At 42.4% G+C, this 15845-nt stretch carries 16 protein-coding genes; 2 read left to right on the forward strand and 14 right to left on the reverse strand.

The genetic code is table 11. The features are described from left to right. Positions 1-221: 221 nt before the first annotated feature. Together LFUMFP_RS06965 and LFUMFP_RS06970 are read right to left on the reverse strand one after the other, a co-directional pair. The gene (locus LFUMFP_RS06965) at positions 222-1010 is read right to left on the reverse strand and encodes a phosphatidate cytidylyltransferase (protein WP_025083991.1); all 789 of its coding nucleotides are present in this window, start codon (positions 1008-1010) and stop codon (positions 222-224) included. 24 nt (positions 1011-1034) lie between these two features. Beyond that, a complete protein-coding gene (locus LFUMFP_RS06970; protein WP_233210632.1) occupies positions 1035-1790 on the reverse strand; it encodes an undecaprenyl pyrophosphate synthase in 756 nt (251 codons plus the stop codon). A 171-nt stretch (positions 1791-1961) separates the two neighbouring features. Here LFUMFP_RS06970 and LFUMFP_RS06975 point away from each other — a divergent pair, with 171 nt between their 5' ends. Beyond that, entirely contained in the window at positions 1962-4709 is a 2748-nt protein-coding gene (locus LFUMFP_RS06975; protein ID WP_106483328.1) for a YhgE/Pip domain-containing protein, read from the forward strand. A 172-nt stretch (positions 4710-4881) separates the two neighbouring features. Here LFUMFP_RS06975 and frr read toward each other — a convergent pair whose 3' ends face one another. From frr to LFUMFP_RS07010, 7 genes are all read right to left on the reverse strand, one after another. Further along, positions 4882-5439 (reverse strand): ribosome recycling factor, encoded by a 558-nt coding sequence (gene frr, locus LFUMFP_RS06980; RefSeq protein WP_025083486.1) that lies wholly within the window; start codon positions 5437-5439, stop codon positions 4882-4884. 2 nt (positions 5440-5441) lie between these two features. Beyond that, complete coding sequence (gene pyrH / locus LFUMFP_RS06985; protein ID WP_025083487.1) at positions 5442-6167, reverse strand: UMP kinase; 726 nt, start codon at positions 6165-6167, stop codon at positions 5442-5444. A gap of 138 nt (positions 6168-6305) precedes the next feature. Continuing rightward, positions 6306-7181: a translation elongation factor Ts gene (gene tsf, locus LFUMFP_RS06990; RefSeq protein WP_106483329.1), complete on the reverse strand. Its 876-nt coding sequence runs from the start codon at positions 7179-7181 to the stop codon at positions 6306-6308. Positions 7182-7295: 114 nt separating this feature from the next. Then, positions 7296-8090: a 30S ribosomal protein S2 gene (rpsB, locus tag LFUMFP_RS06995; protein ID WP_025083489.1), complete on the reverse strand. Its 795-nt coding sequence runs from the start codon at positions 8088-8090 to the stop codon at positions 7296-7298. A gap of 170 nt (positions 8091-8260) precedes the next feature. Next, positions 8261-8791, reverse strand: a complete 531-nt coding sequence (locus LFUMFP_RS07000) for a GNAT family N-acetyltransferase (protein ID WP_051552828.1) — start codon at positions 8789-8791, stop codon at positions 8261-8263. A 25-nt stretch (positions 8792-8816) separates the two neighbouring features. Beyond that, on the reverse strand, positions 8817-9101 hold the full coding sequence (locus LFUMFP_RS07005; protein ID WP_025083491.1) for a GIY-YIG nuclease family protein: 285 nt from the start codon (positions 9099-9101) through the stop codon (positions 8817-8819). After that, complete coding sequence (locus tag LFUMFP_RS07010) at positions 9094-9831, reverse strand: tRNA1(Val) (adenine(37)-N6)-methyltransferase (protein ID WP_025083492.1); 738 nt, start codon at positions 9829-9831, stop codon at positions 9094-9096. Before LFUMFP_RS07010 ends, LFUMFP_RS07005 begins: the two co-directional genes overlap by 8 nt. A 104-nt stretch (positions 9832-9935) precedes the next feature. Between LFUMFP_RS07010 and LFUMFP_RS07015 the strand changes: the two genes are divergently transcribed. After that, complete coding sequence (locus LFUMFP_RS07015; protein ID WP_025083493.1) at positions 9936-10565, forward strand: lysophospholipid acyltransferase family protein; 630 nt, start codon at positions 9936-9938, stop codon at positions 10563-10565. A gap of 53 nt (positions 10566-10618) precedes the next feature. Here LFUMFP_RS07015 and LFUMFP_RS07020 read toward each other — a convergent pair whose 3' ends face one another. The 5 genes from LFUMFP_RS07020 to LFUMFP_RS07040 form a co-directional block, all read right to left on the reverse strand. Next, a complete protein-coding gene (locus LFUMFP_RS07020) occupies positions 10619-11551 on the reverse strand; it encodes an alpha/beta fold hydrolase (RefSeq protein ID WP_025083494.1) in 933 nt (310 codons plus the stop codon). 18 nt (positions 11552-11569) lie between these two features. Beyond that, a complete protein-coding gene (locus tag LFUMFP_RS07025; RefSeq protein WP_025083495.1) occupies positions 11570-13354 on the reverse strand; it encodes an ABC transporter ATP-binding protein in 1785 nt (594 codons plus the stop codon). Next, the gene (locus LFUMFP_RS07030) at positions 13355-15100 is read right to left on the reverse strand and encodes an ABC transporter ATP-binding protein (RefSeq protein ID WP_025083496.1); all 1746 of its coding nucleotides are present in this window, start codon (positions 15098-15100) and stop codon (positions 13355-13357) included. Positions 15101-15215: 115 nt separating this feature from the next. Further along, entirely contained in the window at positions 15216-15449 is a 234-nt protein-coding gene (locus tag LFUMFP_RS07035; protein WP_025083497.1) for a YneF family protein, read from the reverse strand. Between the two features lie 79 nt (positions 15450-15528). Beyond that, complete coding sequence (locus LFUMFP_RS07040) at positions 15529-15771, reverse strand: DUF896 domain-containing protein (RefSeq protein ID WP_025083498.1); 243 nt, start codon at positions 15769-15771, stop codon at positions 15529-15531. Positions 15772-15845 lie beyond the last annotated feature (74 nt).

The following is a 15845-nucleotide window of genomic DNA, read 5'->3' on the forward strand; positions in this document are numbered from 1 at the left end:
CGCCTAATCTAAAATCTCCAATTAACCTAAATTCTGGTTAATTGGAGATTTTTATTAGTACTCAATTGCTAAACGCAATCAAATCAGCACTCTAAACATGCTTCTCAAGTAGCCTTTTCCGGTTAACTACGTTTCACAAACAAAGTCTCAACCCAGACTTCATTCGCGAAACTAGGCTAATGCTCAGAAGCTAAACAGCGCAGTCGCACTTTATATTTATATTAAATTAATCCAAACAAATGCAACAATGGTAAGACGAACAACATACTGTCAAAACGGTCTAAAATGCCGCCGTGGCCTGGTAATACTTTGCCTGAATCTTTGACGCCGTAATAGCGTTTGTAAGCTGATTCGACTAAATCACCTAATTGACCGCAGATTGAGAAGATAACGGTTAAGCCAATCATAACGGGCATTGAGTAGGCTTGTGGGAAGAATATTAAATAAATTGCTGCAACAACGACGGCTGATAGTGTGCCGCCGATTGAACCTTCCCATGTCTTATTAGGACTAATCGCTGGCCATAGTTTATTTTTACCAAACATCCGACCGAAAGTGTATGCACCGATATCGGTCATCCAAATCACTAATAGGATGTACATAACGGTATCAAAGCCACCGATATTCCGCGTTGCGGCTAAATAGTGGAAACCTAAACCGATGTAGAGACTCGCTAAAGTTGTGACACCCATATCGTCAAAATTGACCCGGTTTTTCGTGAAAACCGTGATGGCTAATAAAATAGCAATGAATAGGTAGAATAAATCAAATTGGCTGACACCAGTTGGTAACCAGTCAAACGCCGTCGTTGGTAATACCAAACTTAAAACGGCTAAGCCGGCGACCATCGCATCTGGTGAAACGATGATTCGTTTACGCATAATAAAAATTTCTGATAAAGCGACTAACGCTAAGACTGCCGCAGCCACATCGATAAAGACGCCACCGAAAATTAAAATTGGAATAAAAATAATTAAGGCGACAACCGCCGTAATAACACGTTGTTTCATTAAATAGATCCTCCTAGTAACAGTTTACTTTAAACCACCAAAACGCCGATTGCGATGTTGGTAAATTAAGATTGATTGTTCAAAAACAGTGGGTGTAAAATCTGGCCAGAATTCGTCGACAAAAACGAGTTCACTATAGGCAATTTGCCAAAGTAAGAAATTTGAAATCCGTTCTTCACCGCTCGTCCGAATCAATAATTCTGGATCCGCATATTGGCCTAAGAAACCCGTCATCAAATACTGACTAATTAAATCATCATCAATCGATTCAGGTTCTATCTTACCACTAACCGCATCTTTAGCAATCTGCTGAACAGCTTGTTGAATTTCATCGCGACTACCGTAATTAAGTGCAAAATTCAAAATCATCCCGGTATTTTGCGCCGTATCTGCCATCGCATCGCGCGCAGCTTGTTGCGTTTTAGCTGGTAACGCCTCTAAATTACCCATCACTTGGACCTGAACATTTTCCGCAATTAATTCTGGCATAAAAGCGCCAAAAAAATCGACCGGCAACTGCATCAAATAATGGACTTCATCATTCGGCCGTTTCCAATTTTCAGTTGAGAATGCGTATAGCGTCAACACTTTAACGCCCATCCGGCTAGCAGCTTTGGTAATCACTTTGACGTTTTCCATCCCCGCCTTGTGTCCAGCTACCCGCGGCATCAAACGCTTCTTCGCCCAACGACCATTTCCGTCCATAATAATCGCGACGTGTTGTGGGACATTATCGGGATCAATGTCCGTTGGGAGCGCCTGTTTATTTTTTGTAAACACAACCATTCCTCCAGTTCATTCGTACTCTCAATGATTGTACCAAAAATAAGGCAGACTGACTATTTAAAATCATCTTAATTATTTTCCAGGAAGCGAAACAACTAATAATGACCGTGAATTAATTATGTGCTAAACTATTTAAATATTGATCCCATTTAAAGGAGTTCCTGCATGAAGAATATCGCCGAATTATTCAAACTTGATTGGCGTCGGCTTTTTAAAAATCCGGTCGCTTTCCTATTAATATTAGCCTTAATCATCATCCCCTCGCTTTACGCCTGGTTCAATATCTGGGCGTTGTGGGATCCCTATAGCAAAACCCAAGATTTACAAGTCGCCGTCTATTCTGCCGATCAAAGCATCACGGTCGCTGATAAGAAAGTCGCCATTGGGGATGAACTGATTGGTCAATTAAAAAAGAACGATAAATTGGGTTGGCAATTTACAACCAGCAAAAAGCAATTGGATCAAGGCGTTAAAACCGGTAAGTACTATGCCGGCATTTACATCCCTAAAAACTTCTCTAAGGATCTGATTAGCTTCATTGATGGTCAAATTCAAAAACCGATGATTGTTTATTCTTCCAACGATAAAATTAACGCAATTGCGCCGAAGATTACTAGTGCGGGCGCAACCACCTTGCAATCGACTATTTCTGATGAATTTGTCACGACCGTTGCCAAAACCTTAATGTCGACGCTTAACAAGGCTGGTTTCGAGTTAGACGCCAACTTGCCGGTCATTAATCGTTTTTCGAGTCTAATTCTTAAAACGGATCAACAAATCCCACAGATTAATCAGTATACGCAACAAGTGCTAACGCTACAGAAAAAGCTACCCGCCATGGCAGTCAAGCTAGCACAGGCTAACGAATTTGCCGCCTTTTTACCCCAAGCTAACACGATGGCTAAAAAAATCACCGGCCTAAATAGCTATCTCCCCCAAGTTGAAGCAACCGGCCAACTCGTGACAACCGTTCAAGGTAAAATTCCTGAAATCCAACAAGTTGGTCAACAAATCGCGACCATCGACAGCGATTTCGACGGGATTGCCAACACACTGACCAATGGGATTGACGAAGCTAAAACCGGTTTAACCGTTTTAAACAAAACCCAAAAAGTATTACCTGACCTGATTAGTTTCAGTCAGAGCGCACAAGACGTTTCCGGCGAGATTAAAACTGATTTAATTCCGAAACTCAAAACGGCTTTACCCGCCATTCAGAGCGCGATTGATCAAGGCCTAACGATTACCAATCAAATTGCTAAGAATATTGCGACCGATTTAACCTTAGTCAATCAGCAACTAGAGGCGCTTCAAAATAATCCCGATAATATTGAAGCCAAAGCCGCTTTAAAAGCGGCCCTACAACAATTGGAGACGCATGTGACAACTCTCCAAGCACAAAACACCCAATTGGCAGACACGCTCCAAAGTTTACAAGATGCTTATAATTCAGCGGCCACCGCGGCTGGTCAACCCGAATCACATCAACTCGACACGCCAATCAAGAACCTCCGCTTGGTCGCCACTCAATTGGGGCAATTTAAGGCACATTTGGATACGGTCTTAGCGAATTATGATCAACTTTCATTAACTGAATTGCAAACCGCAATTAAACAGGTGATTGCCTTTGAAAATCAAGTTCAAGCAACTATTCAACAAATCCAAGCCGCTAAAATCGGCACAACCGTTGCCAGCTTGTTAGACCAATTCTCAACACTGATTAACCAAGGCGACGCTGTTTTAAGTCAGTTAAACAGCCAAGTATTGCCTAAATTGCCAAGTCTATTAACCAACACACAAAAGACCTTGCAAACTGCAATTACTTATCTCGAGAAATACGAAGCACAGATTCCGGCAATTAAACAGGAAGTTCATGATGCCAATACGCTATTAAACGGCAATATGTCAACGATTATCACTGGTTTAAATACCGCGAGTGCCTTCTATCAAAATGATTATCCGACCGTTAAAAATAAACTCCAGCTCGCAACCAACTTCATTAACAATGATTTACCGGGCATCGAAACCGACTTAACATCAACCCTTGCGATGGCCAACGCTAAATTCCCACAACTCAAAACGGCCTTAAACGATGCAACCGACCTGATTAATAATGATTGGCCGTTCTTGCGCAGCGGAATTCAAAAAGGCGCTGCCGCGATTCGTCAACAACAAAAAACGGTTGATTTGAAAGATTTAATTAAACTGTTGCGCCGTGATGCGACTAAGGAAAGTAACTTCCTCGCCGAACCGGTTAAACTAAAAGAAAAACACGTTTATCCGATTAAAAATTACGGTTCCGCTAGCGCCCCATTCTATACAGCGCTATGCCTCTGGGTCGGTGCCCTGTTACTCAGCAATATCGTCTTAACCAATTTCAGTCTAGACGATGCACAACAAAAGAAATATACCAAGAAACAACAATTCATCGCACGGTGGTTAACCTACATCGTGATTGGGATTGCCCAAGCTGCGATTGTGGTCATCGGCAACCTCTTTATCTTAAAAGCTTACGTCGTTGATAAGCTGGCCCTTTTCTTACTCGCTATCTTCCTGAGCATGGTCTTTATGACAATTGTCTATGTGTTAGCCGCCATGTTCGGTAATGTCGGTAAGGGGCTCGCAATGATCATCTTAGTCCTCTCGATTTCCGGCGGGGGTGGTAACTTCCCCGTCGTCTTGTCCGATTCATTCTTCCAGTTCATCAACCCGCTGTTGCCTTTCACTTACGGGGTCAACATGTTGCGCGAACCAACTGGTGGCATCTACGGGCCAAACCTCTGGTACAATGTTGCAATTCTGGCACTCTTTGGAATTAGCTTCTTCTTCATTGGTCTCTTTTTTAAAGATCGCATTAACCCCTGGTTTAATAAACTACATGCCGCCGCTGCAAAAAGTCATATTATTCATTAAACGCAAAACGGCCGCCACCTTAATTAAGGTGACGGCCGTTTTTTATGGTTTAGTCGTGCTTCTCAAGCAAACCTTTCCGCCTAACTACAAAATGAGCGACATGATTATAATTCAAATCATGTCGCTCATTTTTAGGTTATGCTCAAGGTTTAAACGCTTGAGTCAGCACTCTTTAGCCTTCTGTAATTTCTTTTTCTTTGTCTTTTGAAATTTCATCGATGCGTTTTGTGGCTTCGTTGGTTAATTTTTGGACTTGTTCTTCCAAGTCGTGCATTTCGTCTTCGCTAATTTCACTGGCTTTTTCTGATTTTTTCAAATCATCCATTGCGTCGCGACGCGCGTTACGAACGGCAATTTTAGCCGTTTCTGCTTCTTTACCGACTTCTTTAGCGATTTCTTTCCGGCGTTCACCAGTCAATTGTGGAATCACTAAACGAATTACCGTGCCATCATTAGCGGGTGAAATTCCGATATCAGCCGTGTAAAGGGCCTTTTCGACGTCTTCCAAAGCGCCTTTATCGTAAGGCGTAATCATCAAGACCCGTGGTTCTGGGACTGAGATTGCAGCAATTTGGTTTAAAGGTGTTGGTGCACCATAATAGTCAACCATCACTCGGTTGACTAGACTAGCATTCGCGCGACCGGCACGAATTTGGCCCAATGTCCGTTGTAATGCTGCTTCAGCTTTTTCCATGCTGCTTTGTGCTTTTTCTAAACTTTTATTTGCCAAAATTATTTTCCCCCTTTGATCGTTGTCCCAATATTTTCGCCTTCAACAACGCGTTTAATATTGTTAGGTTCATTTAAATTGAAGACAACCAATGGAATATCGTTATCCATTGATAATGTACTTGCAGTTGAATCCATGACATTTAAGCCTTTGTTGATGATGTCTAAATGCGTTAATGTGTCATACTTAACGGCTGTAGGGTCCGTGTTAGGATCAGCCGAATAAACACCGTCAACGTTGTTCTTAGCCATCAAGATGACGTCAGCGTTGATTTCAGCAGCCCGTAATGCAGAAGTGGTGTCAGTTGAGAAATAAGGATTACCCGTGCCACCAGCAAAGATGACCACGCGGCCTTTTTCTAAATGACGAACAGCCTTCCGACGAATATAAGGTTCAGCGATTTGACGCATTTCGATTGAGGTTTGAACGCGTGTTGGGACACCGATGCCTTCTAAGATATCTTGTAATGCCAAAGCATTCATGACTGTTGAGAGCATGCCCATGTAATCGGCTTGCGCACGTTCCATACCCATTTGTTCGCCAGTGACACCGCGCCACATATTACCGCCACCACAAACGATTGCGATTTGAACACCTAATTCATGAACTGATTTAATTTCAGCTGCGACTGTTTTAACGATTTCTGGATCAATTCCAAATCCTTTTTCGCCAGCTAATGCTTCACCACTAACCTTTAAAACAATCCGTTTATATTTTGTATTTGACATGATTGACATCCCTTCGTTGATTACTAGGCTTATTTTACCATATTCCGGAATGAAATAGGGTCGCCATCGTGAATTCTGATAATAGTCCGAAAAAAAAGGAGCGCAAATTGCGTTCCTTTTTTTCGGACACTCAAATAATTATTTGATTTGACCCATAACTTCATCAATAAAGTTATTTTCTTTCTTTTCGATCCCTTCACCAACAGTGAAACGAACGAAGCTCTTAACTTTGCCACCTTTTGATGCGACAAATTGAGCAACAGTTTGGTCTGAATCTTTAACAAATGCTTGGTCGTTCAAGCTGATTTCTGACAAGAACTTGTTAACACGGCCTTCAACAATCTTAGGAATGATTTTTTCTGGCTTGCCTTCGTTCTTAGTTTCTTCAGTTAAAACTTCACGTTCATGAGCTAATTGTTCAGCAGGTACATCTTCGCGAGAAACGTATTCAGGGTTAACCGCTGAAACGTGCATTGCGATATCATGAGCAGCTTCATCATCAGCACCTTCAAGGGTTACTAATGACGCAATTTGGCCACCATTGTGTAGATATGAACCAAAGTGATCGCCATCCGCTTTTTCAACTAATTCGAAACGACGGAAGCTGATTTTTTCACCGATAACGGCTGTTAAACCAACAACTGAGCTAGCAATTGTGCCTTCGCCCATTGGTAGTTCATTAGCAGCAGCCATATCAGCTGGTTTGTTTTTAGCGATTGTTTCAGCAATGTCTTTTAATAAAGCTTTGAATTGATCGTTTGAAGCAACAAAGTCAGTTTCTGAATTCACTTCAACAACTGCAGCAGTGTTACCATTAACGGCAACGCCAGCTAAACCTTCGGCAGCAATCCGGTCGCTCTTCTTAGCCGCTTTGGCCATGCCTTTTTCACGTAATGCGTCGATTGCTAAAGCAACGTCGCCATCACTTGCAACTAGGGCTTTCTTAGCGTCCATGATCCCAACGCCTGTTTTCTTACGTAATTCCATTACTTGAGCAGCTTTAATTTCAGCCATGTTGATGTACCTCCGACAATTTATAATTTATAGAGTGCGTTTCTTGTTTAAAAAAAGCTGCCTCACAAAGTCTGCAGTATTTGCGCAACCTCTAAGACAGCTTTATTTGAATCCTTATTTAGCGTCAGTGTTAGTATCGTTGTTACCTTCAACGGCTTCAACAATTTCTTCCATTGAGTCAGCTGATTTGTTTTCAGCAACGAATGTTGCTTCTTCAACATCATCTTCACCTTGACGGCCTTCGATGATGGCATCAGCCATTTTAGCTGTGATCAAACGTACAGCGCGGATTGCGTCATCGTTAGATGGGATAATAACATCAATATCATCTGGATCTGAGTTAGTATCAACCATAGCAACAACAGGAATATTTAATTTTTGAGCTTCCTTGATAGCAATACGTTCTTTACGAGGATCAACAACAAACATAACATCTGGGATGCGAGGCATGTCTTCGATACCGCCTAAGAATTTTTCAAGTTTATCTTGTTGTTTCTTCAACAAGGCAACTTCTTTCTTAGGTAAACGTTCGAAAGTACCATCTTCGCCCATTGCTTTGATTTCTTTAAGACGTTTGATACGTGTTTGGATTGTATCCCAGTTAGTCAAAGTCCCACCTAACCAACGATGGTTAACGAAATATTGACCAGCACGTACTGATTCTTCAGCAATTGCATCTTGTGCTTGTTTCTTAGTACCAACGAATAAGAATACACCTTCGTTAGCAGCTTCTTCTTTAACGAAATCATAAGCATCATCAACCATGCGAACGGTTTTTTGTAAATCGATGATGTAGATACCATTTCTTTCAGTAAAGATAAACTTCTTCATTTTTGGGTTCCAACGACGTGTTTGGTGACCGAAGTGAACACCCGCTTCTAATAATTGTTTCATTGACAATACAGCCATGTCAACAGACCTCCATATGGTTTTATTCGACCACTGATTTCACTTTTTTAGAGAACTCATTGCTGAGCACCTCTCTAGAAATCGACCAGTGTGAATTATTTTTTTGGTATTGAAATACCGTTTAAAAGTATACTAAATATTTCAGCCCACGTCAAGCCTCTTTTCAAGGCCTATTTAGTAGTGATTTTCGCTAATTTTTTAACGTACAACAGACCGGTTTGGACAACATTTGCGACCGTCACTTGCCCCTCAAAATCAGCTATTTGCTGATAGCCAGCACGTTTAGCCACCGCCTGACTATCCTCGTTGGTCATCGCAGTAATAATTCTTAATTGCGACAGACCTAATTGCTGACTAGCTAGTTGTTCAAGTTGTTGCAGCGCTTGAGCCATCACACCTTGTCCCCGTTGATTAGCGGTTAACCAATAGCCGATTTCACCCGATTGTTCAGTCGGTTCCAAATTATGAATATCAATCATCCCAACGACTTGTTGATCGACTAAAATAGTCATCATCCATAAGCCACCGTTGGCCATTTTCTGCACAGAGTAGTCCAAAAAATTCAATTCATCTTGCGCCGAATGCATCGCATCCACCCATGGTAGCCAAATTCTTAGATTGGCTCGATTGCGGTCAACCAGTTGGTATAGTGCCTCAGCATCCGTTAGCTTGACTGGCCTTATCATTACTTGTTGCTTCATGATCATTCCCTCTTTACATTTGTTTTTAAAATTGGGTCGATGCAATCCCGTGTGCTTCTAGATAACGTTCTTTTTTCAAACGGCTTTGGTGCTTAAACGCGTATTCGGCTTTGAGCGCTGCCGATTTATCCGCAAACGTTTCATAATAAAGTAGACGAACCGGTCGGCGCAATTTAGTGTACTTAGCCCCCTTACCCGTATTATGGGTGGCGACTCTTTTAGTCACGTCCGTCGTAAAGCCCCCATAGAAGCTGTGGTCGCTACAAACTAAAACGTAAAAATAATATTGTTGATCCGCTTCTTCAGTCATCCATAAATAACTTCTTTCGCATTTCTGGTGTGTATTCACTATTTTGGTCATAAATCGTCAATTCCGGCAGCAAGCGCAAACCGCCTGGTCGACCATCTTTAACCGCTTCGATTAAAACCATGCTGGCTTCTTTGCCCGCTTTCGGATAGATAAATTGCACTTTTTTCGGTTCTAAACGTGCCGCCCGTAATTCATCACAAATTTCTAAGAACCGATCCGGTCGATGCACTAAATAAGCGCGGCCATTCATTTTTAACAAGCCACTCATCGTTTGAACCACCGTCTTAAGATCCGTCGCAATTTCGTGGCGCGCCAACGCCAGATGCTGATTCGGATTTTTCTGACTTTCCGGTGTTACCTTAAAATACGGTGGATTGCACGTCACCACATCGACGCTATCCTTGGCAATCACGGTACTGACGTCTTTTAAATCCATCGTCACTATTTTTAACTGTTTTTCTAACTGATTCAATTCAATCGACCGTTGTGCCATATCGGCTAGACGTGGTTGCAGCTCAACACCAGTAATCGTCCCGTTGGTCTTATGACTCATAAATAAGCCAACCGCGCCATTGCCCGCACACAAGTCAACAATCTGGCCTTGCTTGGGTAAACGCGCAAAGTCAGCTAATAAAACGGCGTCCATCGAAAATGAAAAGACGGCCGGACTTTGAATAATTTGAATCTCTAAGCGATGCAACTGATCAATTCGTTCCCCTGTTTTTAACATTATCCGTCAACCCCAATTATATTTAGCCCATATTATAACAAAGGAAAGCGTTATTTGGTATAATGAGAAAAAAAGAAGTCTGATTTGAAAGGAATTAAAAATTTATGTTTTTCTCTTTTGCCCGTTTTATCGTCCGCATTCTCGCTTGGTTGTTAAACGGCAAACCAAACGTCGAAAATAAAGAAGCATTACCTGAAGGTACCTACGTTTTAGTGGGACCGCACCGAACTTGGTGGGATCCAATTTTCTTTGCACTCGCCGCTAGCCCACGTAAATTTACGTTCATGGCTAAAGAAGAATTGTTTAAAAACCCCGTAATTCGCTTTATTTTAAATCACGCCAATGCTTTTCCCGTTAACCGTCAAAATCCGGGCCCCTCAGCGATTAAAACACCAGTTAAAGCACTCCGTTCCAAAGACCTGTCATTGATTATGTTTCCAACCGGTAGCCGTTACGCCAGCGAATTAAAAGGTGGCGCAATCGTCATTGCAAAAATGGCGCGCGTGCCACTCGTCCCCGCTGTTTATCAAGGCCCCTTAACCTTCAAAGATTTATTGAAACGTCAGAAGATTACGATTCGTTTTGGTGAACCGATTCCGGTCGCGCCTAAATTGAAATTAAACGATGAAAACATAGCCCTAGTTGGACAACAAATGCAAGATGCTTTCGATCAGTTGGATCAAGAAATTAATCCTGATTTTAAATACGAAATTGTTGAGAAACCTAAGAAATAGTCCCCATTAAAAAGCGGCCACCAGCTAAATTCAGCTGATGACCGCTTTTTATTTTAATCCCAATACTGATTTAAGAACGCCGATACTTTTTGTTGATATTGTGTCGGTTGTTTTTCTAAAGCTGCACCATGCCCAGCCTTAGGGACAATCCATAACTGCTTTGGTTGATTGGCCGCTTTATAATTTTCGTACGCCATCTTAGTCGGCACAAACTTATCGGCGCCACCGTGAATAATGAAAATCGGTAGTTTCGATTTAGCCAGGCTCTTAGTGGCATCGCCTTCGTAGAAATTATAGCCAGCTCGTGCCCGCGCCATTAGGTTGGTCGTGTAGAATAACGGAAACTTAGGTAACCCGAATAAATCATTTAATTGATATTCTAGTTCGCCTGAAATACTGCTATAACCACAATCTTCAACCACGGCTTTGACTTGACTCGGCAACTTTTCGCCAGCCGTATACATGACGGTCGCGCCACCCATACTGACCCCAAAGAGGGCGATTTGACTGTCTTGACCATCAGTTTTAACGACTTTTTTCGCCCACTTAACGTAATCCAAGCGGTCCGGCCAACCATAACCGATATAACCGCCACCTGAATGGCCAGAGCCCCGATCATCCGGCGCTAAAACGTTGTAGCCTAAGTCATGGTACATATGGATATAGCGGGCCATATCTTCTTTTTTACCCATATAACCATGCGCGACAATGATTGTTTTTTTAGTGGCTTTGGCCGCTGGTACATAAAGTGCGACTAACTTAATATTGTCCGTTGCCGATGTCTGTTGCCATTTGGCTTGTTTGACGTTTTTAAGCCACGCTTGATTATCAATATAATCTTGCGATTTTTTACCACCATGCAGGAACGCTTTGTCGCCGGGTACAAATGCGTAATGATACATATACGTTGTTGCGCCCGCGACCCCAATCACAATCAATGCCACTAAACTAATTAAGGTCCATTTTACCCAATGTTTCTTTTTCATGCTTAAATTCCTCCGAAGTTATGCGTCACCATTTTGTAATTGATACATTTCGTAATACCGGCCTTGATCTGCAATTAACGTGGCGTGTTGCCCCGCTTCAACAATGCGACCTTGGTCTAAGACTAAAATTAAATCGGCATCCTTAATCGTTGACAACCGATGCGCGATTGCGATACTCGTCCGGCCTTGCCGTAACCGTTTCAGGCCGGTTTGAATCGCTTCTTCCGTTTCAGTATCAATATTGGCAGTTGCTTCGTCCAACACTAATATCTTGGGGTTCGTGACAATCGTCCGGGCAAACGACAAGAGTTGTCGTTGACCACTTGAAAACTGACTACCACCTTCAATCACCTTGGCGTGATACTGACCAGGGAGTTGTTCGATAAATTGATCCGCCTGCACGAACTCGGCCGCGTCTTGAATCTGAGCATCGGTAATCGATTGATCAAACAGGCGAATATTAGACGCAATATCGCCGTAAAACATGAAGGCATCTTGTAAAACCAAACCCATCTTCTGACGTAATTCAGCCATCGGATAATCCCGAATGTCGTGCCCATCAATCAAAATTTGGCCCTCATAGAATTCATAAAAGCGCATCATGACGTTGATAATCGAGCTCTTACCTGAACCGGTATGGCCCACTAACGCGACCGTTTGACCCGGCTGTGCAACAAACGAAATATCGTGCAGAATTTCATGTTCGCCATCGTAAGAAAACGAGACGTGTTTAAACTCAACTTTGCCAGCCGTGATTTCACGATTAGCGTCTGGATTTTGTTGCGGCACAAATTCGGTTTGGTCTAGGATTCTAAAAATCCGACTCCCCGCGACCATCCCGTCTTGAAGTGCTGACAAAGAATCCATCATGTTGGTCATCGGATTAAAGAAATTGCTGACATACGTGGTGAATGCATAAACCGTACCGGCCGCCACGAAGCTGTGCAACGCATCTAACCCAAACAGACTTAACACGACCACTAACGCCAATGTATACAATAGATTAACGACTGGCGCTAACAACAACGAGTTAATCCGAATCATCGCTTCACGGGTTTTTAAATAATCCGCGTTGACCGTTTCAAATTCAGCCGTCAACCGTTTTTCTTGGCGGAATTGTTGAATAATCGTAATGCCTTCGATTGATTCATTTAACTTCGTATTTAATTGACTCAACTTTTCACGCATATGGCGGTAAACCCGTGCGCTGTAGCGACTATAATACCAAATAATGATGAGTAGAATCGGTAAAAAAGCGGCGGTCGCTAACGCAATTTGCGGTGATAATAACCACATCGCGATAAAAGCCGAGATAATCGAAAACGCCCCGACTAATAACGATAAGAAGACGTTCCAATAATCAATTAACGTCATCGTATCATTGGTCACCCGCGATACAATTGAACCGGCGGGCGTCTGATCAAAATAACGCATGCCTAACCGGTGTAATTGTTGAAATAGCGACCGGCGGACATCTTCCATCGCCCGTTCCGAACCCATTGAAAATAGAAAAGCTTGAAAGAATTGGCTAATCGCTTTGATAACCACCCCGAGAATGTATAAACCAGCCACCGCTAGCAAAATGTTCAGGGTTGCATTACCATTTGTTAAATAACGATCCATAAAAACTTGTAACAAGCGGGGTAATAAAATATTGATGATGGCTAAAAAGGCCGCCGCAATAATCGCACCAATAAACTGTTTTTTATAATGTTTGGTATAGCGAAAAAGACGCCGCATAATCGTCAATTGTTCCTTAGTCGTAATGGTTTTTGACCATTCTGATTGATATTTTTGAACCATCTAATCGCCTCCCATCGCTTGATTCAATTGTTGTTTCTGCCACATTTGCGCGTACCAACCGGCTTGTGCCAATAATTCAGTGTGTTGCCCGCGTTCGATAATCGTACCTTCATCAATCACAATAATTTCATCGGCGTGCATCACACTGCTCAATCGATTAGCGGTAATAATCGTCGTTTGGTGCGCCCGCATTGTCTTGAGATTCGTCAAAATCGTTTCTTCCGTCTTAGCATCCACGGCCGATAACGAATCATCTAAAATTAAAATTTCAGGGTTGGTCATAATCGCCCGCGCAATCGCAATCCGTTGTTTCTGACCACCCGATAAGGAGACACCCCGTTCACCAACAATCGTATCGTAACCCTGTGCAAAGGTTAAAATATCATCGTGAACGGCACTTTGATTGGCGACTTTTTCAATCTGCGCTTGATCCTGTTCAAAATCCGCAAAACGAATGTTGTCGCGAACGTCGGTAGAAAATAAGAAGTTGTCTTGCGGGACGTAACCGATACTGTCCAATAACGCATCTAGTGCGTAATCTTGAATATCATGGCCACCAATTTGAATCTGGCCTTTGTACCGATCATATTCGCGTAAAAGTAGTTTAATGATCGTACTTTTACCCGCCCCGACTTTACCAACAATCCCTAACGTCTGCCCTTGCGGTAGGTTGAAATGAATATCGGTTAAAATCACTTTTGCATCATCTGGATATTTAAAACGGGTCACATCATATTGCAAATCACCCGTCGCCAATGTTTGAATCGCGTTTGGTTTTTCGATAATCGTACTGGTTTCTCGTAACAATTGATCAACCCGATCGTAACTGGCATTGCCCCGTTCCAAAACGTTGAATAAGCGACCAATCGCAAACATCGGCCAAACTAAAGCAGCAATATAACTGATGAAAGCAATCAATTGCCCGATTGTAATCATCTTGTGACTGACCAGATAGCCACCGTAGATAATCGTAATGACGTAGGTCGCCCCGATAATCAAACTAATCACGGGATCGAATAAGGCATCGACAAAATTGACTTTCTTATTAATCGCCACGGTCTTGTCGACTAGGCGGTCAAAATCAGCCGTATCAGCCGTTTCTTGACCAAACGTCTTGATGACTTTAATACCGGAGACACTTTCTTGCGTTTTATCATTCAGACGCGAAAAAGCGGCTTGCGATTTACCAAACGCCGTGTGTAAGTGCGCCCCTAACTTGCGTGAAGCAACGGCCAATAACGGCATGGGGATTAACGCCACTAAGGTTAAACGCCAATCGACGAAGATTATCATCGCAATGATGGTCGTCCCACCGGTGATAATCGAATCCGCAAACGTTAGAATCCCGGCACCGGCCACTTGTTGAATCGCGGTTAAATCGTTGGTAGCATGCGCCATCAAATCGCCCGTTCGATGTTTCTGGAAGAACGGCGTATCCATCTGCATAAAATGGTTAAATAATCGACTGCGTAAGATTCGTTCTAACTTGGCGGCCCCGCCCCAGATTCGGGTGCGCCAACCATAGCGAAAGACGTATTGTAAAATCGCAGCGGCAAATAACACCACCAACCAAATCAACAACGTTTTAGCGGTTAATTTTTGAGCGGCCATTAAATCGACCAAGTTCCCAATCACTTTTGGTGGAATCACCTGAACAATTGCCACTAAGATTAAGAAGACCACCCCTAAGAAATAGCGGCGTGCTTCTTGCTTAAAATACCAACTAAGCTTTTTAAATATGCCCATAGTGCACCTCCTGTGAAAATTCGATATCCCCTATTATAGCAATCTTACTTAACGGGGACAATCATCTGTTTTTTAGAACAAAAAAACATCGCCATTAGCGATGTTTCAACGTTGATTATTTATCGTTGCTACGTTTTTGTTGAGCCTTCATTGAATTCATCATCTGATTCAATTTCTTTTCTGATGGTTTTTGACCCATCTGCATCATCATAGCTTTCAACATCTCTTCGTTAACTGGTGGATTGTCTTGGAAATACTTCTTCATGTAAGCACGTGCACCAAAGAAACCTGCTACAGCCCCTAAAAGCGCGCCAATGACAAAAATTAAAATACCTAATCCCATACCCATATCTTATGCACCCCTTTTCTTTCAGTTCACTTAAATAGTTTACACATAATTCCGGCAAAAAGAAAGCGGAATTCTCAGTTTAATTGTCACGTAACCCTTTTTCACGTTGAATATTTTTAACTTTCTCCGGCGTGACTTCTTGACCTTCCTTGTCGTAGACCTGTAACATTTCAACTTGTGAACGGAAACTAGCCCGGAAATCCTTGATGTAAGCATCGCGTAATGTTTGCCGTTCCGCCGTTTCAGCTTCACTTAACCCTTCAGCTTTAGCTTTATGGGCCAGCTCATTGATCCGATCCAATCGTTCTTGATTCATTACCATTTTAATTGCCTCCATTAAAATCTATTTCTCTATTTTGACCTATTATGGGTAAAAAGTCAAAAAACACGAACACT

This window comes from Latilactobacillus fuchuensis, assembly GCF_900258455.1.
Lineage (GTDB): Bacteria > Bacillota > Bacilli > Lactobacillales > Lactobacillaceae > Latilactobacillus > Latilactobacillus fuchuensis.